We start from the raw sequence: 26,847 nt of genomic DNA on the forward strand, positions 1-26,847 counted from the left end.
TCACGTCCTAGGCCCTAAGCTCGTCATCCTTCGTCCTTCATCCTAGGCCTTGTGCCTAGGATCCAAAGACTCGAGCGGCTAGAACGGCCCGGATGTTGCGCCTGTCAGAACTCAAGCTGCCCCTCGACCACCCGCCGGAGGCCTTGCCCGCCGCGATCGCCGCCAGCCTGGGCGTGCCGCCGCACGATCTTACATCTTGGTCGATATGGAAGCGGGCGCACGATGCCCGCAGGAAATCCGCGATTCTGAAAGTCTACATCCTCGACGTCGAGGTGAGGGATGAAGCGGCGGTGCTGGCCCGCTTTGCGGACGACGTGCACGTGGCGCCAACGCCAGACGTCGCCTATCGCCCGGTCGCTGTTGCGCCCAAGACCGAGCACCTTCGGCCGGTCGTGATCGGGGCCGGGCCGTGCGGCTTGTTCGCCGGGCTGATCCTGGCCGAGATGGGGTTCAAGCCGATCATCCTCGACCGCGGCAAGGTGGTCCGTGAGAGGACCAAGGACACCTGGGAGCTGTGGCGCAAAGGCAAGCTGCACCCGGAATCCAACGTCCAGTATGGCGAGGGCGGGGCCGGCACGTTTTCCGACGGCAAGCTCTACAGCCAGATCAAGGATCCGCGCTTCCTGGCCCGCAAGGTGCTGAACGAGTTCGTCGCGGCCGGCGCGCCGGAGGAGATCCTGACCGAGGCCCACCCGCACATCGGCACCTTCCGTCTGGTGACCATGGTCGAGGCCATGCGCGAAAAGATCGAAAAGCTGGGCGGCGAGTACCGCTTCGAGCACCGGGTCACGGACATCGATCTGGATAAGGGCGCCATCCGGGGCGTGCGCCTGCACACCGGCGAGACGCTGGAGGCCGACCATGTGGTCTTCGCCATCGGCCATTCGTCGCGTGACACCTTCCAGACTCTCTACGACCGTGGCGTCCATATCGAGGCCAAGCCGTTCTCGATCGGTTTCCGCATCGAGCATCCGCAGTCGTGGATCGATCGGGCGATGTTCGGTCCTTGCGCTGGCCACCCCGATCTGGGCGCGGCGGCCTATACGCTCTCGCACCATTGCAGCAACGGTCGCACCGTCTACAGCTTCTGCATGTGCCCGGGCGGCACCGTGGTCGCGGCCACCAGCGAATCCGGTCGCGTCGTGACCAACGGCATGAGCCAATATTCGCGCAACGAGCGGAACGCCAACTCCGGCTTCGTGGTCGGCATCTCGCCGGAGGATTACGGGAGCGACCACCCGCTGGCGGGCATCGAACTGCAACGGGATCTGGAGACCCGCGCCTATGCGGCCGGCGGCGGCGACTATTTCGCGCCCGGCCAACTGGTCGGCGACTTCCTGGCGGGCCGCGCCTCGACCGCGCTGGGCGAGGTCGTCCCCAGCTACAAACCGGGCGTGCGCCCAACCGACCTGGCGCCGCTGATGCCCGACTATGTGATCGCCGCCATGCGCGAGGCCCTGCCCGTCTTCGGCCGCAAGATCGCCCGTTACGACGACGCCCAGGCGGTTCTGACGGGCGTCGAAACCCGCAGTTCATCCCCGATCCGAATGACCCGCGGCGCCGACTTTCAGAGCCTGAACGTGCGCGGCCTGTTCCCTGCCGGCGAAGGCGCCGGCTATGCTGGCGGCATCCTGTCGGCCGCCGTTGACGGCATCAAGGTGGCCGAAGCCGTCGCCCGGTCGATGGTTGAGAAGGTCGCGGCGTAGGCAAAAGGTGGCGCGTCGGCCACGCTGTCTGCCTGCGCTTCCCACTCCGCCAAACCTGCCAGCCTCAACCGATCATCCGGCTCCAGCCGTCGAACCCGACCTCGACGTTGGCGGGAACAATCACCGACAGTGCATTGTAATCCATGTCTATATGCAGGTTCGTCAGCACCGCCCGTTCCACATCCGCGGCGGCGATCCATTCCAGCGCCCGGTCCAGATGCGCATGGGTCGGATGCGGCGCATAACGCAGGGCGTCCACGATCCAGATCTTGCACCCGGCCACAGCCGCCAGCGCCGCCTCGTCCAGATCGGATACGTCGCTGGAATAGGCCATGTCGCCCAGCCGATACCCCACCGACCGGATCGGCCCGTGCGCCTGGTCGAAGGTCGTGACCGGGATCGCCCCGCCCGCCCCCTCGACCGACCAAGCCGTCCCGTGCGGCGGAATGACCTGGGCGTCCAGCAGCGGCGGATAGCCGAACTTGCTCTCGAAGATATAGTCGAACCGGTGCGACAGGGACGTCAGGGTCGCCTCATCCATCCAGGCCGGGATCCGCTTGCGCGCCCGCGAGGCGAAGGTGCGCAGGTCGTCGATCCCGTGGGTCTGGTCGGCATGATCGTGGGTGTAGAGGACCGCATCCACATGCTTCGTCCCGCTGGCCAGCATCTGTTCGCGCAGGTCCGGCGAGGTGTCGATCAGGACGTTGGTCACACCCTCCGGCCCGGTTTTCCTCGCCAGCATCGAACAGCGCGTCCGCCGGTTCTTCGGTTCGGCCGGGTCGCAGACGCCCCAGTCTCCGTCGCCGCGCGGCACCCCGCCCGAGGATCCGCTGCCCAGGATGACGACTTCGAAGCTCATGCAGGTCTCGGTATCCGGTCAAAGAGGCCGAAGAAGGCCTCGGTCGTTCTCTGGTCCGCCTCCTCGGCGCTCCAGCCCCGGATCTCGGCCAGCTTGTCCAGCACATGGCCGATATAGGCCGGCTCGTTGCGCCGCCCCCGATGCGGGATGGGCGCCAGATAGGGGCAGTCGGTCTCGACGATTATACGCTCGGCCGGCATGTCCCGGATCACCGCCCGCACATCCTCGGCCGCCTTGAAGGTGGCGATGCCCGAGACCGAGAACCAGGCCCCCAGTTCCGCTGCGATTCCGGCCAGTTCCGCCCCGCTGGTGTAGCAGTGCATCAACATCTTGACCGGCCCGGCGGCGTGCTCCTCCTTCAGGATCGCCCCCATGACCTCATCCGCCTCGCGGGTATGGATCACCAGCGGCAGACCCGTCTCCCGCGCCGCCGCCACATGCTGGCGGAACACCGCCGCCTGGATCTCGCGCGGGCTGAAGTCATAGTGGAAGTCCAGGCCGCACTCCCCGATCCCCACCACCTTGGGCCGCTGCGACAGGTCGATCAGGGTCGCCGCCGTCAGGTCCGCCGCATCCTTGGCCTCGTGCGGGTGGACCCCGACCGTGCACCAGATGTCGTCATTGGCCATCGCGATCCCATGGGTCGCCTCAAAGGTCGTCAGCTTGTCCGAGATCTCGACCATCAGACCGACCCCCGCCTCGCGCGCCCGGGCGATCACCGCGTCCCGGTCCTCGTCGAACTGGGGCGCGTGCAGGTTCACATGGCTGTCGATCAGCATCAGCCCATCCGCGCCTGCTGGGCCTGAACCCGTTTCAAATCCGCCAGTGCGCCGGCCAGGACATCGGCCTTGTCCAGGTTCAGGCCCGCCGCCCGCTCCGGCAGGGGCTGCAGCCGCTCCCACAGCTCGGCCCAGCGGTTTCCTGCGCCGGACGGACTGCTCAAGGCCCGCATCCGCACCGCCGCGATCAGCCGGTCCATCAGGGTCTCGAACCGCTCCTGGCCTTCGGCGCCGCGGAACTTGTCGGCAATCGCCAGGGCCTCGGCCCGGTCCACATCGCCCTCGACCCAGCGCCGCGCCAACTGATCCATCTCGAAGGTCGCCCCCGACGCAAGGGCCAGGGCCGCGCCCGGCGATCCCCCCGCCATGATCGCCGCATGTTCGGCATCCTCTGGCTCGGCCCCCGTGCGGTTGCGCACCAGGGTCTCCAGCCGATCCGGCGTCCAGATGGGGAAGCTCAGCCGCCGGCACCGCGACCGGATCGTGGCCAGCAGCCGCCCCGGGGCGTGGGTGACCAGGAACAGCACGCCCCGTTCCGGCGGCTCCTCAAGAACCTTCAGCAAGGCGTTGGCCGCATTGATGTTCAGGTCGTCGGCCGCGTCGATGATCGCCACCCGGTGCTGGGCCTGGGACGGGCTCTTGGAAAAGAACTCCGGCAGGTCGCGCGACTGATCAACCGAGATCGACTTCTTGGTCTTGCCGCCCTCGACCAGCCGCTCCAGCACCAGCAGGTCCGGGTGCGACTGCGCCGAGATCAGCCGGCTGACCAGATCGTCGCGCCCGGTGCCCAGCGGCCCGCGCGCCGGATCGGCCGCCGCCCCCAGCAGCCGCCGCGCCGCGCGATAAGCGAAGGTCGCCTTGCCCGTCCCCTCGACCCCGCACAACAGCCAGGCATGGTGCAGCCGCCCCCGCTCCCAGGCGTCCAGAAACGCCATCTCCGCCGCAGCATCAGGGACCAGATCGAACCGGTCGCGGGGATGGTCCTCGCTCACAGCAGCCGGTCCTGAACCGCCTGCCAAACCCGCGCCTCGACCTCGTCCAGCGATCCCACAGCATCGATCAGCACGCACCGCTGCGGATTGGCCTCGACGATGCGCAGGAAGCCCTCGCGCAGTCGCTGGTGGAACTCTAGCCCCTTGGACTCAAACCGCGTCTCGAACAGGCCGCGCCCGAAAGCCCGTTCCAGCCCCACCTCGACCGGCAGATCGAACACCAGGGTCAGGTCCGGCTGGTCGTCCCCGACCACGCCCGCGTCGATCTGTTCGATAAAGCTCTGGGCCACGCCCCCGCCCGCGCCCTGATAGGCCCGACTGCTGTCGGCGAACCGGTCGCACACCACCCAGTCGCCGGCCGCCAGCGCCGGGCGGATGGTCCGCTCCAGATGGTCCGAGCGCGAGGCGTACATCAACAGGGTCTCGGTCATGGCCGACCAGGGCTCGGCGTCATTGGCCACGACCAGGTTGCGGATCACCTCCGCCCCCTTCGATCCGCCCGGCTCGCGGGTCCGCACCACCTTGCGCTCGCCCAGCACGGGCTCCAGCCGCGCGACCAGCCGCCCGACCTGGGTCGACTTGCCGGCGCCCTCGCCGCCTTCGAAGCTTATGAATTGTCCACGGGTCACGCGCCTTCATGGCGCGCGGGCGCTGTCCGGCGCAAGCCCGTGCGCGCGATCAGTTGCCGGATATCAACAGGGCGCCCGCGTAACCCCGCGCCACGACCGACTGTCGGGCGGCTTCGGCCGCATTGGCGCTGTCCCACGGCCCCACCACGACGTTGAACCGTCCGCCATTCAGATCCGCCCGCACCCAGCCGCTCAGGCTGTCGGCGATTCGTCGGGCCTCGCCCTGATCCGAGAAGGTCCCCGCCTGCACCCAATAGATCGAGACCTCCTCCACTGCGGGCGCGGCCGGCGCGGCGGCGACCGACACGGGCCTGGTCACGGGCGCGCTCACCGGCGCCGATATGCGAGGCGTCGGCGCCGACGCCCTCAACAGCGTGCCCCCGCCCTGCTGCGGCGCCCGGCCCAGATAACGCACCCGCACCCGCCCCACGCCCTGCGACAGCATCCCCAGCTCATTCGCCGCCTCGCGCGACAGGTCGATGATCCGGCTGTCCACAAACGGCCCCCGGTCGTTGATCCGCACCACCAGCCGTCGCCCGTTGTCCAGGTTCGTCACCTCGACCAGGCCCGGCAGAGGCAGGGTCTTGTGCGCCGCCGTCAGGGCATGCATGTCGAACCGCTCGCCGGTCGAGGTCGGCCGCCCGTTGAAGGCGTCGCCGTACCAGGACGCCATCCCGACCTCTTCGTAATCCGGCTGTTCCTTGGGCGTGTACCAGCGCCCGCGCACCTGATACGGCCGCATCGTCCCCGACACGATCGGCGCCGGATCCTTGACCACAGGCAGGCGCGTCTCGCCGCGCGTCCCGCCCAAGCTTGCCCCGCCCGCCGTCGAACAGGCGGCCAGCAGCGAGAACAGCCCCAGGATCAGGGCGCCGCGCACCCATTTTCCACACGTCATCGATCCGCCTCGCCAAAGAATACGAAAACAGGATGATCGAAGACATTTCCGCTTTGGTTAATGACCCATTCGCCTGCTATGGCGTCCGCCTCCGCTGCGGCGGCAAGGAAGTGTGGCCGAGTGGTTTAAGGCACTGGTCTTGAAAACCAGCGACGGTGAGAGCCGTCCGTGGGTTCGAATCCCACCGCTTCCGCCATTGATTTAGGCTAGCGTGATGTTTCTGCCCGGAGGCGGGTTGTTCACCCTCCGTCGAACCCACCATGCCCGGATACTACCTACTCGGGCGGGGCGGCAGTCAACGTACGCCAGTAATTTCGAAAGAGTTCGTTGCATTTGGTGTCAGCGGCCAAATCTATTCGGCCCATTCTCCCTATCTCGTGGCCAAAACCAAAAGCATCCGCGAGTTCGTCTTCTATGACACCCCTGTCGCTCTTCGATATGCCTTGGGCGGTCGCAAGAATTTCCGTGTGATCTTGAACATCTGTCGCGATCAAACGGACATTCTGCCGATGAAAAGCAAAACCGAGGAACACGATGCGATCCGCTGACGCGATCGCCGCTCTCATTGCATCAAGCGCTTCCCCCTCTTCGATCTGCTCGGTGAATGTCCGAATCTGGTCAACCACCTCCACCAGTTGAGCTGACCCGCAATGCCCAAACTGGACAGCAGGCTCCTCCCCTGATCGCCATGGCAACCGGCCGGTCAGTCCATAGGGCCGATGGATCGGCCAGTCCTTCATCAAGGCCTGAATTTGCTCGGGCGCGATGCCGTAGTAATCGCTGAGTGATAGCGGCAGATAATGCTCCAAGCACCTATCATAATTAAAATTTATAATCTCGACATTGTTGAAAAGATTGTCGATTTGGCTCAGCTTTACTTGTTCCGTAAGTAGCTTGGTGAAGCTGCTATACCAAGTCTTTTGAAACATACTCATGTCCACCTTCCGAGTGTCCTGGGCTGGTCGGAAGTGTGTGCTATGCGCTTCTGCCTTTAAGATGCCACGTGCGATCCCAAGCTTGCCAAGGAGCTCGATCTCCTTGTTCTCCAATGCGTCAATCACGTTGTCGATCGAAAGAGCCTGCTTGGCGGAAAGCCCAAGTTGGCGGCCCGCCCGAAGGTGCTCGTTCAATCGCTCTACTGAGTGCCCCTCATTCAGGATAGTCCTGAGGGCTTCGACTATAAATACATCCCCGTGTGTTTGCTTTGAAAAGTGATCAAACTGAAAGTGGGTCATTTCGACGATCGCTTTCAGCAGATCATCACCGATCGGCAACCCCACCTCATAGCTGGCTCCCGCACCGATCACGAAAACGGTTCTAGCTCTGAACATGCGACACCCCCAACCTTAACGCCCAACCACCATCGTCCCCAAGTTGCGTTGAAGAGTCCAGACAACGCTCTCCTTTGCTCGCACGGTCCAGGGTGTTCCCGACGTTCGACTGGTGTGAACAAGCCGCTCTACGAGCATAGATCGAGAGTGGCAGACTTGATTTATATGCGGTTGGAGGCACTCCCCGCAGCAATAGGATAGTGCGCCACAGCGTCGGGATCGCCATGATCATCGGGCGCTGCCCGCCAGTCTCTTCACCTAAGCCTTGCTATCCCGCGACTAACCGTTAGGAACCCGGCTCCCCTGCCTGGAGCCCTACCATGACGGCGACGAAACCGATGACGATCGGGATCGATTTCGGCACGACCAATACGGTCGTCGCCCTGACGGATAAGCACGGCCTCGCCCGGCTGGTGACCTTCGACGCGGTCGAGGGCCAGACGACCACCTTCCGCTCGGCGCTCAGCTTCCAGATCCATCAGGGCGTGGACGGCGAACCGCCCGAGCGCGTGGTCGAGGCCGGTCCATGGGCCATCGCCGCCTATGTCGAGGACCCGCTGGAGACCCGCTTCATCCAGTCGTTCAAGACCTTCGCCGCCAGCGCCGCCTTCACCGAGACCCGTATCGACAACCGTCGCTATGGGTTCGAGGATCTGCTGGCCGCCTTCCTCTTGCGGCTGCGTCACCATGCGGGCGACGAACTGGCGAACACCCCGCCCGCCGTCATCGTCGGCCGCCCTGTCACCTTTGCGGGCGGCAACCCTGACGAGACCCTGGCCCTGTCGCGCTATCAGATGGCGTTCGAGCGGCTGGGCTTCACCGACATCCGCTATGCGCACGAGCCGGTGGGCGCCGCCTTCTACTTCGCGCGTCAACTGAAGGAAGACGCCACGGTCCTGGTCGCCGACTTCGGCGGCGGCACCAGCGACTTTTCCATCATCCGGTTCGAGCGGAAGGAAGACGGCCTGCGTTCGACGCCTTTGGCCCGCTCGGGCGTCGGCGTGGCGGGCGACGCCTTCGACTATCGGATCATCGACCAGCTGGTCTCACCCGAACTGGGCAAGGGCGGTCTCTACAGCTCGGTCGGCAAGCAACTGCCGATCCCCCAGCGGTATTATTCCGCCTTCGCCCGCTGGGATCAGTTGGCCCTGCTGCGCGCGTCGCGGGACATGCGCGACATCCGCTCCCTGGCCCGCACCGCGCTGGAGCCCGAGAAGATCGAGCGGCTGATCGAGGTGCTGGACGACAACCACGGCCACGACCTCTACCGCGCCGTGTCCACGCTGAAGATGGCCCTGTCGGCCGAGGAGACCGCCACCTTCCTGTTCGAGGCCGGCGGCGTCCATATCGAAAAGCCGGTCGCCCGCGCCGATTTCGAACGCTGGATCGCCCCGGAACTGGCCGCCATCGAAGGTGCAGTGGACGAGGCCATGGCCCGCAGCGGCCTGGGCCCCGAGGCCATCGACCGGGTCTTCCTGACCGGCGGCACCTCCTTCGTGCCCGCCGTCCGCGCCATCTTCCAGAGCCGCTTCGGCTCCGAGCGGATCGAGACCGGCGGCGAGTTCGAATCCATCGCCGCCGGCCTGGCCCTGATCGGCCATGAGCCGGATCTGGATTTGTGGAGCGAAAAGGCGGGTTAGCAGAGCTCAGTCGCCAGGGATAAAAATCGCGTCCGACTTCAAACGCTCGTCACCCTCGGGCTTGTCCCGAGGGCCCACGGTCAGGCGCACTTAGCGGTCAGAGTTTTTCAAACTGCAGCCTGCCCCGTCCACGACTGCGTTCGACCAACCGTAGGCCCTCGGGACAAGCCCGAGGGTGACGGTCTATAATTTAGGCGACCCTAGAACCCCTGCGCCCGCGCCACCCGTTCGGCGTGGAAACCGGCGTCGCCCAGCAGTTCGTTCAGCACCCGCACCCGCTTCATGAACAGGCCCACGTCGAACTCGTCGGTCATGCCGACGCCGCCATGCATCTGAATCGCCTCCTGCACCGCCAGTTCAGCGACGCGGCCCGCCTTGGCCTTGGCGACGGAAGCCGCCAGGGACGCCCCCTCGCGCCCCTCGTCGATGGCGATCTGGGCGCCGATCGTCGCCGCCCGCGCCAGCTCCAGCTCGGAGAAGAGGTGCGCGGCCCGGTGCTGCAGCGCCTGGAACTCGCCGATCAACTTGCCGAACTGTTTGCGGGTCCGCAGATAGTCCAGCGTCGTCTTGAACGCCTGATCGCCGGCCCCCGTCAGGCTGGAGGCCGCACAGGCCCGCCCCAGGCTCAGCGCCCCATCCAGCAACGCCTCTCCGCCCCCGACCGCGCCGATCACTGCGTCCGCATCGACCGCGACGTCGGTCAACGTGACCCGCGCGGCGTTGTGCGCATCCACCATCATCGTGCGCTCGATCTCGACGCCCGCCGTCGCCGGATCGACCAGGAACAGCGTGGCCCCCTCATCCGCAGTGGCGACCACGATCAGGGCGTCCGCAACATGGCCGTCCAGCACGAAGGCCTTGGCGCCGTTCAACTTGAAGCCGTTTCCGGCACGCTCGGCCCGCGTGGCGATCCGCGACGGCGCATGCTTGGCGCCCTCGTCCACCGCCAAGGCCAGGATCGCCTCGCCCGCAGCCACCTTGGGCAGCCACGCCTGCTGCGCCTGCGACCCGCCCTCGATCAGCACCTTGGCCGACAGAATGGAGGACCCCAGATACGGCGACGGCGTCAGGGTGCGCCCCAGACTCTCGGCGATCACCCCCGCCTCCACGGCGCCTAGCCCCATGCCGCCCATCGCCTCGGGAATGATGACGCCGGCGAACCCCATCTCGCCGAACGCCCGCCACAGGTCGCGAGACACGCCGTCGGCGTCGCGTCCGTCCCGCAGCTTGCGCATGTGGGCGATCGGCGCCTGTTCGTTCAGGAAGCCGTCGGCAGCATCCTGCAACATCGTCTGTTCTTCGGTCAGGATCAGCGGCATCGTCTCACGCTCCCGGCAGTTGCAGCAGGTGTTTGGCGATGATGTTCAACTGAACCTCGCTGGTGCCGCCCTCGATGGAATTGGCCTTGGTCCGCAGCCAGTCGCGCGCCGTCTTGCCGTCGTGCGACCGCTCGCCTTCCCACTCCAGCGCATCGGACCCGCCCGCCGCCATCAGCAGTTCGTGGCGCCGCTTGTTCAGCTCGGACCCATAGTATTTCAGCATGGAGGCGATGGCCGGATGGGCCTGTTTGGCCTTCACCTGGTCCCCCACCCGCTCCATCGCCAGACGGAAAGCGGCGGCGTCGATCTCCAGATCCGCGATCCGGACCCTCAGCATCGGTTCGTCCAGCCGCCCGACTTCGTCTGCGCCGATGGCGTCCAGCGCCACCTGTCCCACGGGCCGCCCGCCGCCGACCTCGCCCATGGCGCCGATCATCGTCCGCTCATGCGCCAGCAGATATTTGGCCACGTCCCAGCCCCGGTTCAGCGTCCCGACCAGGTTCTCCTTCTCCACCCGCACATCGTCGAAGAAGGTCTCGCAGAAGGGCGACTTGCCGCTGATCAGGGTGATGGGCCGCGTCGTCACGCCCGGCGTCTTCATGTCGAACAGCACGAAGCTGATGCCCAGATGTTTGGGCGCCTCAGGGTCCGTCCGCACCAGGCAGAAGATCCAGTCGGCCTTGTCCGCATAGGAGGTCCAGATCTTCTGGCCGTTGACGATCCAGTGGTCGCCCTTGTCTTCAGCCTTCGTTTGGATGGCAGCCAGATCGGAACCGGCGCCGGGTTCGGAATAGCCCTGGCACCAGCGGATCTCGCCGCGCACGATCTCGGGCAGGAACCGTTTCTTCTGTTCCTCGGTCCCGAAGGCCAGCAGCGCCGGGCCCAGCATCCAGACGCCGAAACTGGCCAGGGCCGGCTGCGCCTTGATGCGCCGCAGTTCGGACGCCAGCACCTTGGCCTCCTCGCGGCTCAGGCCCCCGCCGCCGTATTCCGCCGGCCATTCCGGCGCGGTCCAGCCGCGTGCGCCCATCCGCTCCAGCCACAGCCTGTGCGCCGGCGTCTTGAACGTGGCGTCCCGCCCGCCCCAGATCATCTCGTCGTCGGCCATCGGCCCGCGACATTCGGCCGGGCAGTTCGCCTCCAGCCAGGCGCGCGTCTCGGCGCGGAATCGCTCCAGATCGGTCATTCCTCGTCTCCCATGGCGTGCGTCGCTGACCGGCCTGAGCCGATGCGAGACATCGTTGGGAACAACCTTATCCGGGAAATCCTCGCCTTAGAAAGCGAAACCTGAATGCCGATCACATAGCTGACGTAACGTCAGATCAGCCCGTGGCCCTTGGGCAGTTCGGCGTATCGGTGGACCCGCGTCGCCATCACCAGGCCGAACCCGATCATGACGGTCAGCATGACGGTGCCGCCATAGGACAGCAGCGGCATCGGCACGCCCACCACGGGCGCCAGCCCCATCACCATCGCCCCGTTGATCAGCACATAGAGCGCGAACGTCGCCGTCACCCCCGACGCCGCCAATCGCCCGAAATGGCTGTGCGACAGCGAGGCGATCCTCAGCGAGATCAGGATGATGGCCGCATAGCAGGCCAGCAGGGTGAAGGTGCCGATAAAGCCGAACTCCTCAGCGAAGGCGGCGAAGATGAAGTCGGTCTGGCGCTCGGGCAGGAACTCCAGCTGGCTCTGGCTGCCCAGGCCGAACCCGCGCCCCAGAGGCCCACCCGATCCCATGGCGATCTTGGATTGGACGATCTGATAGCCTTTGTCCGACATGTCGGCTTCGGGATTCAGGAAAGTCAGGACCCGGTGGCGCTGATAGTCGTGCATGCCGAACATGACATAGGGCGGGACCAGCACGGCCGCGGCGAGGATCAGCGGCAGGATGATCCGCCAGCTCAGTCCGGCGACGAACATCATCGCCGCCCCCGTCATGCCGATCAGCATGGCCGAGCCCAGGTCCGGTTGATGCGCCACCAGCAGGAACGGCAGGCCGATGATCCCGACCGGGAAGATCAGCTTCCAGTGTAAACTCGCCTCCTTGGCCGAGGCGCCGTGATACCAGCGCGCCAGGGCCAGAACGACGCCGATCTTCATGATCTCGGACGGCTGGATGCGGGTGAAGCCCAGGTCCAGCCAGCGCGTCGCCCCCAGGGCGTGATAGCCCAAGGGCGTCTCGACCAACGCCAGCAGAAACAGCGCCATGCCGTAGATGGGATAGGCTAGGGCGAACCAGTAGCGGATGTTGATCATCGACAGCATCAGCATCAGCGCCAGACACATGCCGAACCGGATCAGATGCTTCGCCGCCCACGGCGACCAAGACCCGCCCGCCACCGAATACAGCATCAGGGCGCCGGTGCCGGACACGACGCACAGAAGCGCCGTCAGCCGCCAGTCGATCTGGCCGATCTTGGTCGAGACGCGTTCGCGCTCGCCGGGACGTGAAAGGGCCGATGCGGTCAACGGCGCGGCTCGGACAGATAGGGACGCGGCCCGCTGGTTGTCGTGGGCGCAGGTCGGGGCGCTTGAGTCGTCGCGACCACATCCGGCTCGGGCGCGGCGCCGACCACGCCGTCCTCGACGATGGCGGCCCCGGTCGGTTCGGGCGGCAGCGGCCGCTCGATCCGCGCGCGCATGTCGGGGTCCTTCAACAGGACCGTGCGCATCACTTCACGGGCGCGCGGCGCGCCGGCGGTCGCCCCGCCCTTGCCGCCGTGTTCGACGATGATGGCGACGGCGTATCTCGGCGCATCGACCGGCGCGAAGGCGACGAACAGATTGTGGTCCTTCAGCGCCCAGATCTCGCTCTTGCGCGACCCGGTGCCATAGTTGCGGACCTGGGCCGTGCCGGTCTTGCCCGCCATCTGAATGTCGCCCAGGCCCAGCTGGCTCTGACGATAGGCCGTGCCGGAACGGTCGTTGGCCACGGCGATCATGCCCTGACGCACATATTCGACGTGAGCGGGCTGGAAAGGCAGGTCCGGCGCCTCTGCCCCGCTGGGCTGTTCGACGCCGCCGATCGATTTGATCAGACGCGGCTGCAGTTGCTTCTTGCCGTTCGCCAGGCGCGAGGTCATGACCGCCAGTTGCAGGGCGTTGACGGTGATGGCCCCCTGCCCGATGGCGACCGACGTCGTCTCGCCCGGATGCCAGACGGGATCGCGCGGGAAGGTGCGCGCCTTCCATTCCGTGGACGGCAACAGGCCCTTGCGCTGGTTGCCGACGCCGATGTCGAACTCGTGCTCGAAGCCCAGGGCCAGGCCGGCCTTGCGGATGTTGTCGACGCCCGCGCGATTGCACATGGCGTAGAAATAGACGTCGCAGGAGTTCTTGATCGCGTCGTGCATGTTCTGGGTGCCGTGCCGGCCCCAGCATCGTTGCGTCCGGTTGCCGGTCCGATACGAACCCGAGCAAAACACCGTCAGGTTCGGATCAACGCCCGCTTCCAGCAGCGCCAGCGCCGTCGTCGGCTTGAAGGTCGATCCCGGCGGGAAGGTGCCGTTCAGCGTCTTGTCCAGCAACGGCTTGCGCTCGTAATCGGCCAGGGCGCGATACGTCTTGGTCGGCACCCCGCCGACGAACAGATTGGGATCGAAAGACGGCGCCGACATCATGCACAGGATGTCGCCGTTGCGCACATCCATGACGACACAGGCCCCGGACTCGTCGCCGAACACCTCAAGCGCCCGGTTCTGGACATCGGCGTCCAGCGTCAGGACGACTTCTTTGCCCGGCACGGCCGGCCGCGAGCCGCCGATGTCCTCGGCGACCACGCGCCCGCGCGCATCCACCTCGACCCGGTTGCCGCCCGGTTCGCCGCGCAGCGACAGGTCCAGCGCCTTTTCGACGCCTTGCCGGCCGATGCGGAAGCTGGGGTTGAACAACAGGGCCGGCGGCTGCTCGCCCTTGTCGCGGATCGCCTTGACGTCCCGGTCCGAAACCTTGGCCACATAGCCGATGACATGGGCGAACGATCCACCGAACGGATAGTAACGCGCCTCGTTCATATCGACCATCACGCCCGGCAGTTCGTTGGCGTACTGATTGACCTTGGCGAACTCTTCCCAGGTCAGGTCGCTCTTGACCGGCACGGGATTGAATTTGGACGCCGCATTGACGTCGCGGATGATGGCCCGTCGCCGCTCCAGCGTATCGGGTAGCACCCGCCCCAGCAGGTCCAGCGTCTGGTCCAGATCCTTGGTCTCGTCGCGCACGACCAGCACCCGGAAACTGGGGCGGTTGCCGGCGATGACCACGCCGTTGCGGTCCTTGATCAGGCCGCGCGGCGGCGGCACCATGCGGAAGTTGAACTGGTTCTGCGACGACAGGGTCGCATATTCCTGGGCCTGCACGACCTGAAGCTGACCCAGCCGCCCGATCAGGGCCGTAATGCCCAGCGCCGACACCCCGCCCAGCACGAAGGTACGCCGCAGGAACGACCCCTGACGCTCATTGACGTCCGCAAAGAAGATGGAGGGTTCGCCGCTCATCTGAACCGAATATCCCCGTCGTCGAAACGCTCCAACATCCAGTTGGCGATCGGAAACAGCAGCAGCGTCGGCACGACCTGACCGATCAGCGGCAACAGAGCCGGCGCATTCGCCGCCCGCATCGTCACCACAAGATAGGCCAACAAAAAGGCGCCGAGGGTGCAGGCGGCATAGGCGCCGAACCGAACAAGTCCCTCATGGCCCGCCAGCAGGTTACGCGACAAAAGCACGGTCCCATAGACCGCCATCAGGCACAGCGCCCAAAGACCGAGAGGCGCATTCCAGAACAGGTCGAGGAAAAGCCCGACCAGAAACAGAACCGCCGGCGCCGTCATCGATGGACGAATCAGCGGCCAGGCGAAGGCCAGGATCATCGGGATCACCGGCTCGGGCAGATGCAGGCCGAACATCTGGATCGGCGTGCCCAGGACGACGGTGGCGGCGAGGACGACCAGCGCCGGATAGACGATCCACTGCAGAGGCCCGACGACGCGGACCGCGACCGGCCGTCTCAAGCCGCGCCCCCCGGAGCATCCGTCGGGGCCGTCGGAGTCGCGACTGGCGCAGGCGGCGGCGTCGCAACGGCGGGTCTCGGAGCCGTCGTCGCAGGCCGGGCGGCGTTGGGCGTCGTCGAAGGCGCGGCCGCAGGCGTGACCGGAGCGGCCGCAGCGGCCGCAGCGGCGCGAGCGCGCTCGGCCTGGGCCTGCTGCGCCGTCTGACGGCGCGCGGCGGCGTCGCGAATCGCCCCGGCCTCGGCGGCGTTGGGCTCAGGCGCCGTGGCCAGTCCCGCCAGCGGCGGCGCATTCAGGGCGTCGGGGCTGACCAGTTGGCCGAAGGTCTGGAACAACAGTACACGGACATAGTCCACCGCGCCGTGATCGCTGAACAGTTTGACGCGCCAGGCGCCGTCTACGCCCTTGGCCGCCACCCCGACCGGCAGACCGCGCGGCAAACCGCCGCCGTCGCCAGAACTCAAGATGCGGTCGCCCGCCTGGATCGAACCGGCGCCGCGAATGAACTCAAGCCGGGGACTGTCGCCCCCGTCGCCGGTCAGCATGGCGCGCGCATCCGTACGCTCGATCATGACCGGGGTGCGCGAGGCCACATCGGTCAGCAGGACCACGCGACTGACGCCGCTGGTGACGCCGGATATGCGACCGACCAGGCCGTGTTCGGTGACGACCGGATTGCCGATGCGCACGCCCTTGGCCGAACCCACGTCGATCAGCTTGGCGCGATTGAACGGTCCGCGCGCGTCAGAGATCGCGCGCCCCGTCGCCATGGCGACCGCCGGCTCGGTGCGCAGCCCAAGCAGGGCCTCGTACCGACCATTGATGTTCTTCTGTGCGATCGCTTCGTCGCGCCAGCCGCGCAGTTCAGCGATCTCGGCCTTCAGGCGGCGGTTCTCGCCGATCGCAAAGAAATAGCCGCCGACATAGTCTCTGGCGGCGCCGCCCCAGCGCACCGGAGCGGCGAAAACGCCGCCCACCGGCCCCGCCGCCGCTTCGAATCCGCCGCGCGCGGCGCCCATGCTGGATCCGCCCTCGGGCGTCGTCCGGTCGCCCAGCAACAGGAAAATCGCCCCGATGACGGCCACGACAACGACCACCGCAGCGGTCCAAGCCAGCGGCACCTTGATATTTTCAAAAGGGCCGTCGCGAAACGCCACGGGCGACCTTCCACTCAAAGGGTTGGAATCGGCAGGACGCCCCCTGCCGCTAGGCCTGCCTATCGCAGGATCAAGGCCGGAATGGAACCGTGATCACGCAGGCCTGACAGGGATTTGCGGCCAAGCTCTCACTTGGCCGCAACGATAATCATCAGAGCGCGGAGTCGAGGATGCCCTTCATCCAGCGCGGATGTTCCAGAACGCGGCCGCAACCGATGGCGACGCACGACAACGGGTCGTCGGCCACCGACACCGGCAGGCCGGTGTGATCACGGATCTCGATGTCCAGACCGCGCAGCAGAGCCCCGCCGCCGGTCAGCATGATGCCCTTGTCGGCGATGTCGGCGGCCAGTTCCGGCGGGGTGGCTTCCAGCGCGACCTTGACGGCCTCGATGATCTGGGTGACCGGCTCGGCCAGGGCTTCGGCGGCCTGGCGTTCCGAAATACGGACTTCGCGCGGCACGCCTTGCATCAGGTCACGGCCCTTCACCTCGATCGACAGGCCTTCGCCGTCGGCCGGGATACGGGCGGTGCCGATGTCCTTCTTGATGCGCTCGGCGGTCGTTTCGCCGATCAGAAGGTTATGGTTGCGGCGCATATAGCTGATGATGCTGTCGTCCATCTTGTCGCCGCCGACGCGGACCGAACGCGAATAGACGATGCCGGACAGCGACAGGACGGCGACTTCCGTCGTGCCGCCGCCGATGTCGACGACCATCGAACCGGTCGGCTCGTGAATCGGCAGGCCGGCGCCGATCGCGGCGGCCATAGGCTCGTCGATCAGGCCCACGCGGCGGGCCGAGGCGTTCAGGCAGCTGTCGTTGATCGCGCGACGCTCGACCGCCGTGGCGCCCGAGGGCACGCAGACGATGATCTTGGGGTTCACGAAGCCCTTGCGGTTATGAACCTTGCGGATGAAGTGCTTGATCATCTCTTCGGCGACTTCGAAGTCGGCGATGACCCCATCGCGCATCGGGCGGATGGCTTCCATGTGGCCCGGGGTGCGGCCCAGCATCTGCTTGGCCTCTATGCCCACGGCGTGGACGACCTTGCGTCCGCCGACATTTCTCAACGCCACGACCGACGGCTCGTTCAGGACGATGCCCTTGCCCTTCATGTAGATCAGGGTGTTGGCGGTGCCCAGGTCCATCGCGATGTCATTCGAGATCGCGCCGAAAAGGGAAAAACTCATGGGAATCGATACCGTTGTTAGCTGGCAGGGCGTCTGGTTATCTCAGTCGACCTGGCGACGCCCCAACTGCCCTGACATCCCCACGCCGGGCAGTTCCTGATCGTATTCGCCACGCCTACTAACGGCGGGTGTGCCTGTATGAAACCGGGATTACAAGCCCTGATGACGGTCTCGTCATATGGGGTTCGCATCTGATGTGGATGCAGGGCTTAGACCGAACCTTCGTCCTCGTCCCGCGATGCCGCTGATCGCGCGTCCGCCGCTTCCATCGCCGGATAAAGGGTGTCGTCCTCGCGCTCGACCCGGTGCGCCAGAGCGCCGATCAGCCCCTTGGTCGCTACAGCGAACCGGCTCCGATCCGACAGGATGCGGGCCTGCGACCACTCACCGAAATAATGCGCCCAGGCGCCGCTGATCGCGCCCATGTCATCGACATAATGCTCCGCCAGCTGACGAACCGACGCGTCATCCGCCTTCATCAGCTCGGGATAGAGTTCGCCGTCCTCTATCGCGAGATGTTCGATCAAGGCCGCGTTCAGCGCGGTCATCAGCTCTCGCGCACGAGAAGCGTCATCCTGAGTCTTCAGGGTTTCGGCCAAGCCGCCCAGCGCGCTGGCTAGGCGAATGATCCGGCGGTGCTGCGCCTTCAGTATCTCGACGTCCATCGCGATACCTCCCAAACGGCATACTGCAACCTTTGGGTGAACCACTCCTAAAGGAAATACTAAGCGAATTCCCTCAGTCGCCTCGCGCGGTCTCGCGTCGCTTCACCAATTCGCGAACCACCAGCATCAGGATCAGCCAGGCCAGAGCCACGCCAGCAAGGATGGCCGAGGTCCAGATCCCGTCGCCGCTGACCGCCGTCATGAACGATCCGCCGAAGAAGGCCACCAGCGCCGTCTTGGGCAGCACCCCAAGCGCGCACCCCGCCAGGAACGCCGGAAACGACGTCCGCGCCGCGCCGAACGCCATATTGACGACAATGAAGGGCGCGGACGGCACATTGCGGATCATGAAGCTGGCGTAGAAGCCGTTCTTGCCGACGAACCGGGTCAGCCGCCCCACGGTGCGCCCGCCGTGGCGCTCCAGCAGCCGCGCCGTCGGTCCCCGCCCCAGCCAATAGGTCACGCCCGCCGACACGACGGTCGCGATCCAGCTGTACAGAAATCCGAACCACGGCCCGAACGCCACGACACAGGCGGCGATCAGGATGAACTGCGGCGCGGCGAAGAAGGCGGCGAGCGTGAACACCACGATGGCGGCGGCCAGCCCCCACGGCCCCTGACGGAACCCGACCAGCCAGTCCTCCAGCCGCCCCTCGGCCTCCAGACCCAGCTGGCTCTTGCCCACGGCGAACAGGGCGATCATCGCGCCCAGCAACAGGGCCGTCGCCAGCACGGCGCGCCAGCGACGCGCCTCCATGTTCGACAGGAAATCGATGATCCAGCGCATCAGAGGCGCCGCTTAACACCCCGCCCGCGCATTGGCGAGCTTCAGCGCATTGTCCCGCGCCGCGACCGCGCGTAAACAACCCCGCCCTCCCCAGGCAAGAATCTTCCAAAACCCACGGGATAGTCATGTCCAGCCTGCAATCTTCCGCCCTCGCCCGCGTCAAGCCTTCGGCCACCATCGCCGTGACCGCCCAGGCGCGAAAGCTTAAAGCCGAAGGTCGTGACGTGATCGGGCTGGGCGCCGGAGAGCCGGATTTCGACACCCCTGAGAACATCAAACAGGCCGCCATCGACGCGATCAATCGCGGCGAGACCAAATACACCGACGCCGACGGCATGCCCGAGCTGAAGGCCGCCATCGTCGCAAAGTTCAAGCGCGAGAACGGCCTGGACTATACGGCGGCGAACATCCACGTCGCGCCGGGCGGCAAGCCCGTCATCTTCAACGCCCTGGTCGCCACCCTGAACCCCGGCGACGAGGTCATCGTGCCCGCCCCCTACTGGGTCTCCTATCCCGACATGGTGCTGCTGGCCGGCGGCGAGCCCGTCACCGTGGTCGGCGAGGAGAAGGACGGTTTCAAGCTTCTGCCCGCTGTGCTGGAGGCGGCGATCACGCCGCGCACCAAGTGGCTGATTCTGAACAGCCCGTCCAACCCAACGGGCGCCGCCTATACCCGCGCCGAGTTGGAAGCCCTGGCCGAGGTGCTGCGTCGCCATCCGCATGTCTGGGTGCTGACGGACGACATGTATGAGCACCTCGTCTATGGCGACTTCGAATACACCACCATAGCCCAGGTGGCGCCCGACCTGATCGACCGTACACTGACGGTTAATGGCGTCTCGAAGGCCTATGCCATGACCGGCTGGCGCATCGGCTATGCCGGCGGCCCCAAGCCGCTGATCGACCTGATGCGCAAGGTGGCCAGCCAGACGACGTCAAACCCCGCCAGCATCAGCCAGTGGGCGGCGGTCGAGGCCCTGAACGGAACCCAAGACTTCATCCCCGAGCGCAAGGCCGCCTTCGAGAAGCGCCGCGACCTGGTCGTGTCGATGTTGAACCAGGCTGCCGGCATCACCTGCGCCACGCCAGAGGGCGCCTTCTACGTCTATCCGTCCATCGCCGGCCTGATCGGCAAGACGACGGACAACGGCGTGGTCATCGACGGCGATTCCACCTTCGCCGCCGAACTTCTGAACGCCGAGGGCGTCGCCGTGGTCCAGGGCGAAGCCTTCGGCCTCAGCCCCTATTTCCGCATCAGCTACGCCACCTCGGATGCCGTGCTGGAAGAAGCCTGCACCCGCATCCAGCGCTTCGCCGCCTCGCTGCGCTGACGAAACAAGGGCGGGGGCTTCGGCCTCCGCCCTCCGTTGTACGCGGCCTTCAGGTGCTCGGCTGCGTATAGACGACCCGGCAATCGCCATCGATGGTCGTGTAGCGATTGTTCGCCGCGTCCACGAACGAGATCCGGCCGCCGTCGTCGTATTCGACCTTGCTGGTCGACCGCCCCTTGAAGTTCTCTACCCCATAGGTCCAGCAGGTGATGTCCGCCGGCTTGTCGCCCCAGGTGGCGTCATTACGCGCGCGCTTGCTGTCGGTGCAGGCGGACAGGGCGCCGGTCAGGGCGATGGCGATGGCGGTGACGGTGATGGCGAGAGCTTTCATAAGCCTAGCCTTGCATGGACGACGCCCAAGGAAAAGGCCGCCCAAGCGATGCAAGGGCGGCCTGATTTGCTTCGATAGCGCCCGACCTACGGCCGGCTGGCCATGCCCAGCTTGATCGGCTTGGCGTCGTCAGCCAGCGTGCCGCGCTTGACGCCCCACAGCAGGATGATCGGCGCGCCGACATAGATCGACGAATAGGTGCCGATGATGATGCCGAACATCAGGGCGATGGAGAAGCCGAACAGGGCCTCGCCGCCGAAAACGGCCAGAGCCGCCAGCACCATGACGGCGGTAACGCCGGTGATGATGGTCCGCGACAAGGTCTCGTTCAGCGACAGGTCGATGACCTCTCGCAGCGGCATGGTCTTGTATTTGCGCAGGTTCTCGCGAAGACGGTCGAACACCACCACGGTGTCGTTCATCGAATAGCCGATGACGGTCAGGATCGCGGCGACCATGTTCAGGCTGAACTCCAGCTTGAACAGCACGATCAGCCCGAACGTCAGGATCACGTCGTGCAGCAGCCCGATCACGGCGCCGAAGCCGAACTGCGGCTCGAACCGGAACCAGATGTAGAGGAACATCAGGCCGATCGCGACGGCGAGCGCCAGCAGGCCCGAGGTGAACAGTTCACCCGACACCTTGGAGCCCACGACGCTGACGCCCGAATACTGGACCGCGCCAACGGTCTGGCTGATCGTGCTCTCGACCTGATTGACCACCTGGGTCTGGTCGCGGCCTTCCGGCACTTGGAAGCGCAGGATGGCGGTCGAGCCGTCATCCGCATTGGTGTCGCGCCGTGCGATGCCCTGCACCTGGACGTCGCCCAGGTTCAGGCCGTTCACGGCCTCGCGCACGCGGTCCAGTTCGATCACCTGACCGGCCGGCTTGGACACCTCCATCGAGGCGCCGCCCCGGAAGTCGATGCCCATGTTCAGGCCCGGATAGAAGCAGGCGATGATCGAGGCGACGCACAGAACCACCGACAGCACGCCCGCGGCTCGGGCGTATTTGACGAAATGAAAGTTCGTCTTCTGCGGCAGCAGTTTGATGAAGGGCCATCCACGCATCGCCATCACTCCGCGATCGGCAGTTTTTTGGGCTTGGCGGTCTTGAGCCAGTAGGCCAGCAGCACCTGGGCCACCAGAACCGACGAGAACACCGAGGTGAAGACGCCGATGCTCAGCGTCCAGGCGAAGCCGCGCACCGGGCCGGCGCCGAAGATGAACATGATCCCCGCCGCCACCAGGGTGGTGACGTTGGCGTCCAGGATCGTGCCCCAGGCCTTGTTGAACCCGGCGTCCATACTGGCGATCACGCTGCGGCCCGACCGGGCCTCGTCACGCATCCGCTCATAGATCAGCACATTGGCGTCCACGGCCACAGCGAAGGTCAGGATCAGACCCGCGATGCCCGGCAAAGTCAGAGTGGCCTGGGTCAGCGACATGGCCGCCACGATCAGCACGCCGTTCAGCACCAGTCCGACCACGGACACGCCCCCGAACAGGAAGCCGTAGGCCAGGATCATGAACAGCACGATGATGCCGAAGCCCACAGCCGTCGACAGGGCGCCGGCCTGCACCGCATCGGCGCCCAGCTCGGCCGTCACGGTCCGGCGTTCCTCGACGTTCAGCGGCGCCGGCAGGGCCCCGCCGTTCAGCAGGTTCACCAGGGTCGCCGCTTCCTGAATGGAGAAGGTGCCGGTGATCTGACCCGACCCGTTGGTGATCGGCACCTGGATCGTCGGCGCCGAGATAACCTTGCCGTCCAGAATGATGGCAAAGGGTCTGCCAATGTTGGAAACAGTCGCTTCGCCGAACCGGCGTGCGCCTGCCCCATCGAAGCGGAAATCGATGGCCGGGCGGCCGCTCTGGTCCGAACCGACGCCTGCACGGGTCAGGTTTTCGCCCGACACCAGGACGCGCTTCTTGACCAGGTACGGCGTGCCGTCCTCGCCGACCAGCAGTTCGGAATCCGGCGGCACACGTCCGGCGACGGCCTCGGTGACCGAGTTTTCGACATCCACCATCTGGAACGTCAGCTGGGCCGTCTGGCCGATGACTTCTTCCAGCTTGGTCGGATCGCTCTCGCCCGGCGCCTGGACCACGATGCGGTCTGCGCCCTGGCGGGTGATGGAGGGTTCGCGCGTGCCCAGGCTGTCGATCCGGCGGCGCACCACCTCGATCGACTGATCCACGGCCGTCGCGCCCATGCCGTTCAGCGCGGCGTCGGTGTAGGCGAAGCGGATGCGGTTGTCGCCCAGGCGCGTGGCTGCACGCTCGACCTGCCCGCCCGCGCCGGCCTGACCGGCCAGCTGCTGCAGCGCCGTAAACGCCGCATCGTTCTGGGCCGGATTGGCCAGGGTGACGACCACGCCGCCGGCTTCACGCTGGAAGCCGTTGGTGGCGATGCCTGCGCCGTTCAGCGTGACCCGAACGTCTTCGATCAGGTTGGTGATGCGCTTCTCGCGCATCGCCGGCACATCGACTTCCAGCAGCAAATACGACCCGCCCTGAAGGTCCAGCCCCAGGTTCAGCTTGTTCTTGGGCACGAAGCCCGGCAGCGCCTCGCGTTGGGCATCCGACAGCACGTTCGGGAATGCGAACAGGCAACCGAAGACGGCCGCAGCGACGACGAGTATGACTTTCCAGCGCGACAGCTGAATCATGAGGGCGGTCTCGGTTCAGCGATACGCGAGCGTATCAGGCCTTGGAATCGTTGGCGGCGATGGCGGTGCGGTTGCGCACCTCGGCGATCATGGACTTGACCACGCGCACGTTGACGCTGGGCGCGATCTCGACATTGACCTCGGCCTCTTCGACGCGAGTGACCTTGCCGATCATGCCGCTGCCCAGGACGACGGTGTCGCCGCGCTTGACCGCGCCGATGGCGGTCGCATGTTCCTTGGCGCGCTTCTGCTGCGGACGGATCAGCAGGAAGTAAAACAGGATGAAGATGCCGATGATGGGCGCGAAGCCGATCAGTTGCGCCATCAAGCCGCCGTCAGCCGCTCCGCCCATGGGTAGTCTCCGAACATAGAAGGGGCAGCCCTCGTCGGCGCCCCATTAAAACGAGGCGCGGAACCTAGGGCCGCGCCTCGCGGATTGCAACGCGACTAAATCGATCAGCGCGGCAATACCGTCAGCGGATCGACCGCCACGGGGTCGTCGCCGCGCATCTGGCGGGTCTCGAAGTGGATCGAGGGGCGCCCGTCGCCGGCCGTCAGGCCTACGGTGCCGATCTGCTGACCCGCCCGCACGTCGTCGCCGTCCTTCACCGTGGCCGAGCCCAGATGGCCATAGACCGTGCGCCAGCCGTTGGCGTGGACGATCAGAACCGTCAGCCCCTGCCCCACCAGATCGTCGCCGACATAGGCCACGCGCCCGGCGGCCGAGGCGCTGACCGCCGCCCCCGCAGATGCGCCGATGTTCACGCCATTGTTGCGCTCCCCCATCCCGACAGGGCCGAACCGCCGCACGATGTCGCCCCGCACGGGCCACAGCAGGTTCGGCTGTCCGGCGGCGACAGGCCCTTGGGCGGCAGGCGCCTGTGCGGCGCCTGAGTTAAAGGGCTGCGTCACGGGGCGCGTCTGCACCGGCAGGGCCGCATTGCCCGAAGGCGGCGGCGGCGGCGGCGGGATCACGCCATTGTTCGGCACCAGCACCCCGACGGGAGAGGGCCCCGTCGCATAGGGATCGTTGCCGGTGTCCACCGCCGCTTCCGGCAGGATGATTCGCTGGCCCGTCGTGATGGCCCCGCGCGGCCCCAGGCCGTTCAGGTCGATCAGCGTCTGCACCGGCGTCTGGAACCGCCGACCGACGCCCGAGATCGTGTCGCCCGGCTGGATCACATAGGCCGCGCCCGGACGAACCGGCGCCGACGACGACGGATAGGGGGCCGGCGTATAGGCGGGCGGCTGAGCGGTCGGCGGCTGATAGGCCGGCTGGCTCGGCCCCACGCTGACGGTCGGCGGCAAGGCCCCGCCCTCCACCTGACCGATGGGCGCCGTCGCAGGCGGCGGCGATTCATAGGGCGCCGGTTGATTGGGCTGGCCTTGCGGTGCGTTCGGATAGGCCGGCTGCGGATAGGCGCCCTGCCCCGATCCTTGGCCTTGGGTCGGCGCCGGGTTCGCATGCGTCGAATAGCGCGGCTCGGACGGATAGCTGATGCAGGCCGCCGTGCTCAGCGACGCCCCCGCCACCAAAACCGCTCTCATCCAGCCCGAAATCACCGCCACCGGCTGCTCCTCACATGGTTAAACTCACCCGCCCGGTGTGCCCGCTCGCGCCCCATAAGCCAACCCCGCAATCATCGCGGAATTGGGGCGCGAAGGTTAATGACTGCAGCTTTAGAAATTCACATCCACACTTAGGCGTCGGTTCAACTGCTCCTGCACATTGACGTCCGTTGGCTTGGCAAGGGCCCGCGTTCCGTAAGGTCTCATCTCAATTCTAGCGGGGTCTAAACCGAGCCCTACGAGCTCAGTGGCCATAGACTGAGCGCGTCTCGCGGAAAGCTCGTCGCTGAACTCCTGCCCCTCCGCTGTGTCCATATGAGCAGCGATCACCACGCGATAGCTGTCAGGCCCATAACGCTGGACGTAGCCAGCCACCTCCCTGGCCGTTTGGTATCCCTTGGGCGAGAGATCGACCTTTCCATAGGGAAAATAGTCCAGGAACTGGTGCGCCATCGCCGGAGACGACAAGGCGATGCTTGATAATGCAAGGAAGGCTAGCGGCCATTTCATTTCAGTGACGTTCGCCCGGAAGAGCCTCACAAACAAGTCACCCCTCCTTCGCCGTCCCCTCGACCAACGGCACGAACCGGACTTCCGTCAGGCTCTCACGGTGGAAGGACCCATCGCCCTGGCCGACGTAGCGGTGCAGCATCTGCACCGACGTCCGCCCCACCGGCGCGACCAGCACCCCGTTCGGCTTCAGCTGTTTCAGCAGTTCGGTCGGCTCGGTCGGCGACGCGGCCGTAACCATGATCCGGTCGAACGGCGCCTGTTCGGCCCAGCCCAGCCCGCCGTCGCCGTGTCGGGTAATGACGTTGTCGATCTGAAGCGTGCGCAGTTTCGCCTCGGCCTCGACCAGCAGGCTGCGATACCGCTCCACCGAATAGACATAGCGCGCCAGCCGGCTCAGCACCGCGCACTGGTATCCGCTGCCGGTGCCGATCTCCAGCACCCGGTGGCGCGCCTGCACCTCCAGCGCCTGGGTCATCAGGCCGACGATATAGGGCTGGCTGATCGTTTGGGCGCAGTCGATCGGCAAGGCCTGATCCTCCCACGCCTGATCCAGGAACTTCTCGTGCACGAAGACCGCGCGGTCGATGCTCTCCATCGCCTTCAGCACGCGCGGGTCCGTGACCCCCTGCTGCCTCAGCGACAGGATAAGCCGCCCGGCCCGGTCGTCGTGCAGATTCATGCAGCCGTCACCACAGTTTTAGGCGGCGCGCCGCCCAGCACCTTCTTCAGGTCATGCACACTGGTCATATGCGTCAGATCGATATGCAGGGGCGTGACCGAGATCCGCCCTTCCTCGATGGCGCGCAGGTCCGTGCCCTCGGCATGCTCCTGCTTCTCGCCGCGGAAACTCATCCAGTAATAGTCGCGCCCGCGCAGATCGACGCGCCGCACCGCATGCATCTCGCCCACGTTGCGGAAGCCCTGGGTGGTCACCTCGACCTGTTCGACCGCTTCGGGCGGCCGGTTGGGGAAGTTCAGGTTCATCACCACGCCGTTCGCCCATTTCTGGTCCAGCAGGCGGCTGATGATGGCCGGCGCGAACGCCTCGGCCGTCTCCCAGTGCGCCACGACCTCGTCGTGGAACCGCTCCAGGCTCTGGCTCAGGGCGATGGAGCGGATGCCGAACGCCATCCCCTGCAACGCGCCCGCCACCGTGCCGGAATAGCTGACGTCCTCGCCGATATTGTGCCCCCGGTTCACGCCCGACAGCACCAGGTCCGGCTTGTCCGGCATCAGGTCGTTGACCGCCAGCACGACGCAGTCGGTCGGCGTCCCCGTCACGGCGAAGCGCTTCTCACCCAGGTTCAGCACCCGCAGCGGCTCGGTCAGGGTGATCCCCCGCCCCTTGCCCGATTGCTCGACCGCAGGCGCACACACCCACACGTCGTCGCTCAAGGTGCGCGCGATCCGCTCAAGACACGCCAGGCCCTCGGCCTCAATGCCGTCGTCGTTCGTCAGCAGAATCCGCAT

The 26,847-nt window shown here is 66.2% G+C and carries 26 protein-coding genes and 1 tRNA gene; 4 read left to right on the forward strand and 23 right to left on the reverse strand.

The annotated features are described in order from the left end of the window. Positions 1-92 precede the first annotated feature (92 nt). Entirely contained in the window at positions 93-1,706 is a 1,614-nt protein-coding gene (locus ACK4MH_RS06245) for an NAD(P)/FAD-dependent oxidoreductase (RefSeq protein ID WP_409716233.1), read from the forward strand. A gap of 64 nt (positions 1,707-1,770) precedes the next feature. On the opposite strand, the gene ACK4MH_RS06250 is transcribed toward ACK4MH_RS06245, so the two are convergent. Genes ACK4MH_RS06250 through ACK4MH_RS06270 form a run of 5 tightly spaced genes read right to left on the reverse strand, consistent with a single transcriptional unit; the run spans position 1,771 to position 5,863 of the window. Further along, positions 1,771-2,565 (reverse strand): MBL fold metallo-hydrolase, encoded by a 795-nt coding sequence (locus ACK4MH_RS06250; RefSeq protein WP_409716235.1) that lies wholly within the window; start codon positions 2,563-2,565, stop codon positions 1,771-1,773. After that, the gene (locus tag ACK4MH_RS06255; RefSeq protein ID WP_409716237.1) at positions 2,562-3,344 is read right to left on the reverse strand and encodes a TatD family hydrolase; all 783 of its coding nucleotides are present in this window, start codon (positions 3,342-3,344) and stop codon (positions 2,562-2,564) included. Before ACK4MH_RS06255 ends, ACK4MH_RS06250 begins: the two co-directional genes overlap by 4 nt. After that, positions 3,344-4,279: a DNA polymerase III subunit delta' gene (locus ACK4MH_RS06260; RefSeq protein ID WP_409716359.1), complete on the reverse strand. Its 936-nt coding sequence runs from the start codon at positions 4,277-4,279 to the stop codon at positions 3,344-3,346. The genes ACK4MH_RS06255 and ACK4MH_RS06260 overlap by 1 nt, the downstream gene beginning before the upstream one ends. Before the next feature lie 53 nt (positions 4,280-4,332). Continuing rightward, positions 4,333-4,965 carry a dTMP kinase gene (gene tmk / locus ACK4MH_RS06265; RefSeq protein WP_409716239.1) on the reverse strand — a complete coding sequence of 211 codons (633 nt, stop codon included), beginning with the start codon at positions 4,963-4,965 and terminating at the stop codon, positions 4,333-4,335. Positions 4,966-5,014: 49 nt separating this feature from the next. Continuing rightward, positions 5,015-5,863 carry a septal ring lytic transglycosylase RlpA family protein gene (locus tag ACK4MH_RS06270; RefSeq protein WP_409716241.1) on the reverse strand — a complete coding sequence of 283 codons (849 nt, stop codon included), beginning with the start codon at positions 5,861-5,863 and terminating at the stop codon, positions 5,015-5,017. Positions 5,864-5,969: 106 nt separating this feature from the next. Between ACK4MH_RS06270 and ACK4MH_RS06275 the strand changes: the two genes are divergently transcribed. Continuing rightward, a tRNA-Ser gene (locus ACK4MH_RS06275) sits at positions 5,970-6,059 on the forward strand. A 79-nt stretch (positions 6,060-6,138) separates the two neighbouring features. On the opposite strand, the gene ACK4MH_RS06280 is transcribed toward ACK4MH_RS06275, so the two are convergent. Further along, positions 6,139-7,194, reverse strand: coding sequence for a hypothetical protein (locus tag ACK4MH_RS06280; RefSeq protein ID WP_409716242.1), 1,056 nt, complete (start codon positions 7,192-7,194; stop codon positions 6,139-6,141). A 320-nt stretch (positions 7,195-7,514) separates the two neighbouring features. On the opposite strand from ACK4MH_RS06280, the gene ACK4MH_RS06285 reads away from it, so the two are divergent. Further along, the gene (locus tag ACK4MH_RS06285) at positions 7,515-8,834 is read left to right on the forward strand and encodes an Hsp70 family protein (protein ID WP_409716244.1); all 1,320 of its coding nucleotides are present in this window, start codon (positions 7,515-7,517) and stop codon (positions 8,832-8,834) included. 200 nt (positions 8,835-9,034) lie between these two features. Here the strand turns inward: ACK4MH_RS06285 and ACK4MH_RS06290 are convergent, their stop codons facing one another. The 9 genes from ACK4MH_RS06290 to ACK4MH_RS06330 form a co-directional block, all read right to left on the reverse strand. Continuing rightward, on the reverse strand, positions 9,035-10,153 hold the full coding sequence (locus tag ACK4MH_RS06290; RefSeq protein ID WP_409716246.1) for an acyl-CoA dehydrogenase family protein: 1,119 nt from the start codon (positions 10,151-10,153) through the stop codon (positions 9,035-9,037). 4 nt (positions 10,154-10,157) lie between these two features. Then, positions 10,158-11,339, reverse strand: coding sequence for an acyl-CoA dehydrogenase family protein (locus tag ACK4MH_RS06295; RefSeq protein ID WP_409716248.1), 1,182 nt, complete (start codon positions 11,337-11,339; stop codon positions 10,158-10,160). A gap of 131 nt (positions 11,340-11,470) precedes the next feature. Next, positions 11,471-12,625 carry a rod shape-determining protein RodA gene (gene rodA / locus ACK4MH_RS06300; RefSeq protein ID WP_409716250.1) on the reverse strand — a complete coding sequence of 385 codons (1,155 nt, stop codon included), beginning with the start codon at positions 12,623-12,625 and terminating at the stop codon, positions 11,471-11,473. Beyond that, a complete protein-coding gene (gene mrdA, locus ACK4MH_RS06305) occupies positions 12,622-14,652 on the reverse strand; it encodes a penicillin-binding protein 2 (RefSeq protein ID WP_409716253.1) in 2,031 nt (676 codons plus the stop codon). The genes rodA and mrdA overlap by 4 nt, the downstream gene beginning before the upstream one ends. Then, on the reverse strand, positions 14,649-15,167 hold the full coding sequence (locus tag ACK4MH_RS06310) for a hypothetical protein (RefSeq protein WP_409716255.1): 519 nt from the start codon (positions 15,165-15,167) through the stop codon (positions 14,649-14,651). The genes mrdA and ACK4MH_RS06310 overlap by 4 nt, the downstream gene beginning before the upstream one ends. After that, positions 15,164-16,321 carry a rod shape-determining protein MreC gene (gene mreC / locus ACK4MH_RS06315; protein WP_409716257.1) on the reverse strand — a complete coding sequence of 386 codons (1,158 nt, stop codon included), beginning with the start codon at positions 16,319-16,321 and terminating at the stop codon, positions 15,164-15,166. The genes ACK4MH_RS06310 and mreC overlap by 4 nt, the downstream gene beginning before the upstream one ends. Before the next feature lie 151 nt (positions 16,322-16,472). Then, a complete protein-coding gene (locus ACK4MH_RS06320; protein WP_135195469.1) occupies positions 16,473-17,513 on the reverse strand; it encodes a rod shape-determining protein in 1,041 nt (346 codons plus the stop codon). A gap of 209 nt (positions 17,514-17,722) precedes the next feature. Further along, positions 17,723-18,178, reverse strand: coding sequence for a hemerythrin domain-containing protein (locus ACK4MH_RS06325; protein ID WP_409716259.1), 456 nt, complete (start codon positions 18,176-18,178; stop codon positions 17,723-17,725). Between the two features lie 73 nt (positions 18,179-18,251). Next, positions 18,252-18,965, reverse strand: a complete 714-nt coding sequence (locus tag ACK4MH_RS06330; RefSeq protein ID WP_409716261.1) for a TVP38/TMEM64 family protein — start codon at positions 18,963-18,965, stop codon at positions 18,252-18,254. Between the two features lie 125 nt (positions 18,966-19,090). On the opposite strand from ACK4MH_RS06330, the gene ACK4MH_RS06335 reads away from it, so the two are divergent. Next, a complete protein-coding gene (locus ACK4MH_RS06335; RefSeq protein ID WP_409716263.1) occupies positions 19,091-20,296 on the forward strand; it encodes a pyridoxal phosphate-dependent aminotransferase in 1,206 nt (401 codons plus the stop codon). Positions 20,297-20,345: 49 nt separating this feature from the next. On the opposite strand, the gene ACK4MH_RS06340 is transcribed toward ACK4MH_RS06335, so the two are convergent. The 8 genes from ACK4MH_RS06340 to surE form a co-directional block, all read right to left on the reverse strand. Continuing rightward, entirely contained in the window at positions 20,346-20,627 is a 282-nt protein-coding gene (locus ACK4MH_RS06340) for a hypothetical protein (RefSeq protein WP_409716265.1), read from the reverse strand. A gap of 86 nt (positions 20,628-20,713) precedes the next feature. Next, positions 20,714-21,703 (reverse strand): protein translocase subunit SecF, encoded by a 990-nt coding sequence (gene secF / locus ACK4MH_RS06345; RefSeq protein WP_409716267.1) that lies wholly within the window; start codon positions 21,701-21,703, stop codon positions 20,714-20,716. Then, positions 21,703-23,295 carry a protein translocase subunit SecD gene (secD, locus tag ACK4MH_RS06350; protein WP_409716269.1) on the reverse strand — a complete coding sequence of 531 codons (1,593 nt, stop codon included), beginning with the start codon at positions 23,293-23,295 and terminating at the stop codon, positions 21,703-21,705. Before secD ends, secF begins: the two co-directional genes overlap by 1 nt. A gap of 34 nt (positions 23,296-23,329) precedes the next feature. After that, positions 23,330-23,647 (reverse strand): preprotein translocase subunit YajC, encoded by a 318-nt coding sequence (gene yajC, locus ACK4MH_RS06355; protein ID WP_135195462.1) that lies wholly within the window; start codon positions 23,645-23,647, stop codon positions 23,330-23,332. Between the two features lie 104 nt (positions 23,648-23,751). After that, positions 23,752-24,864: a peptidoglycan DD-metalloendopeptidase family protein gene (locus tag ACK4MH_RS06360; protein ID WP_409716272.1), complete on the reverse strand. Its 1,113-nt coding sequence runs from the start codon at positions 24,862-24,864 to the stop codon at positions 23,752-23,754. Positions 24,865-24,975: 111 nt separating this feature from the next. After that, entirely contained in the window at positions 24,976-25,404 is a 429-nt protein-coding gene (locus tag ACK4MH_RS06365; protein WP_409716361.1) for an OmpA family protein, read from the reverse strand. Between the two features lie 7 nt (positions 25,405-25,411). Further along, positions 25,412-26,056 carry a protein-L-isoaspartate(D-aspartate) O-methyltransferase gene (locus tag ACK4MH_RS06370; RefSeq protein ID WP_135195460.1) on the reverse strand — a complete coding sequence of 215 codons (645 nt, stop codon included), beginning with the start codon at positions 26,054-26,056 and terminating at the stop codon, positions 25,412-25,414. Continuing rightward, positions 26,053-26,847, reverse strand: a complete 795-nt coding sequence (surE, locus tag ACK4MH_RS06375) for a 5'/3'-nucleotidase SurE (RefSeq protein WP_409716274.1) — start codon at positions 26,845-26,847, stop codon at positions 26,053-26,055. Before surE ends, ACK4MH_RS06370 begins: the two co-directional genes overlap by 4 nt.

Source organism: Brevundimonas sp., from assembly GCF_046295075.1.
Lineage (GTDB): Bacteria > Pseudomonadota > Alphaproteobacteria > Caulobacterales > Caulobacteraceae > Brevundimonas.

What these genes read in the sequence shown, in the direction of transcription:
- ACK4MH_RS06245 (WP_409716233.1), top strand. Translation starts at nt 93, where the DNA reads ATGTTGCGCCTGTCAGAACTCAAGCTGCCCCTCGACCACCCGCCGGAG.
- ACK4MH_RS06250 (WP_409716235.1), bottom strand. Translation starts at nt 2,565, where the DNA reads ATGAGCTTCGAAGTCGTCATCCTGGGCAGCGGATCCTCGGGCGGGGTG.
- ACK4MH_RS06255 (WP_409716237.1), bottom strand. Translation starts at nt 3,344, where the DNA reads ATGCTGATCGACAGCCATGTGAACCTGCACGCGCCCCAGTTCGACGAG.
- ACK4MH_RS06260 (WP_409716359.1), bottom strand. Translation starts at nt 4,279, where the DNA reads ATGGCGTTTCTGGACGCCTGGGAGCGGGGGCGGCTGCACCATGCCTGG.
- ACK4MH_RS06270 (WP_409716241.1), bottom strand. Translation starts at nt 5,863, where the DNA reads ATGACGTGTGGAAAATGGGTGCGCGGCGCCCTGATCCTGGGGCTGTTC.
- ACK4MH_RS06280 (WP_409716242.1), bottom strand. Translation starts at nt 7,194, where the DNA reads ATGTTCAGAGCTAGAACCGTTTTCGTGATCGGTGCGGGAGCCAGCTAT.
- ACK4MH_RS06285 (WP_409716244.1), top strand. Translation starts at nt 7,515, where the DNA reads ATGACGGCGACGAAACCGATGACGATCGGGATCGATTTCGGCACGACC.
- ACK4MH_RS06290 (WP_409716246.1), bottom strand. Translation starts at nt 10,153, where the DNA reads ATGCCGCTGATCCTGACCGAAGAACAGACGATGTTGCAGGATGCTGCC.
- ACK4MH_RS06295 (WP_409716248.1), bottom strand. Translation starts at nt 11,339, where the DNA reads ATGACCGATCTGGAGCGATTCCGCGCCGAGACGCGCGCCTGGCTGGAG.
- mrdA (WP_409716253.1), bottom strand. Translation starts at nt 14,652, where the DNA reads ATGAGCGGCGAACCCTCCATCTTCTTTGCGGACGTCAATGAGCGTCAG.
- ACK4MH_RS06320 (WP_135195469.1), bottom strand. Translation starts at nt 17,513, where the DNA reads ATGAGTTTTTCCCTTTTCGGCGCGATCTCGAATGACATCGCGATGGAC.
- ACK4MH_RS06325 (WP_409716259.1), bottom strand. Translation starts at nt 18,178, where the DNA reads ATGGACGTCGAGATACTGAAGGCGCAGCACCGCCGGATCATTCGCCTA.
- ACK4MH_RS06330 (WP_409716261.1), bottom strand. Translation starts at nt 18,965, where the DNA reads ATGCGCTGGATCATCGATTTCCTGTCGAACATGGAGGCGCGTCGCTGG.
- ACK4MH_RS06335 (WP_409716263.1), top strand. Translation starts at nt 19,091, where the DNA reads ATGTCCAGCCTGCAATCTTCCGCCCTCGCCCGCGTCAAGCCTTCGGCC.
- ACK4MH_RS06340 (WP_409716265.1), bottom strand. Translation starts at nt 20,627, where the DNA reads ATGAAAGCTCTCGCCATCACCGTCACCGCCATCGCCATCGCCCTGACC.
- secF (WP_409716267.1), bottom strand. Translation starts at nt 21,703, where the DNA reads ATGGCGATGCGTGGATGGCCCTTCATCAAACTGCTGCCGCAGAAGACG.
- secD (WP_409716269.1), bottom strand. Translation starts at nt 23,295, where the DNA reads ATGATTCAGCTGTCGCGCTGGAAAGTCATACTCGTCGTCGCTGCGGCC.
- yajC (WP_135195462.1), bottom strand. Translation starts at nt 23,647, where the DNA reads ATGGGCGGAGCGGCTGACGGCGGCTTGATGGCGCAACTGATCGGCTTC.
- ACK4MH_RS06370 (WP_135195460.1), bottom strand. Translation starts at nt 26,056, where the DNA reads ATGAATCTGCACGACGACCGGGCCGGGCGGCTTATCCTGTCGCTGAGG.
- surE (WP_409716274.1), bottom strand. Translation starts at nt 26,847, where the DNA reads ATGCGGATTCTGCTGACGAACGACGACGGCATTGAGGCCGAGGGCCTG.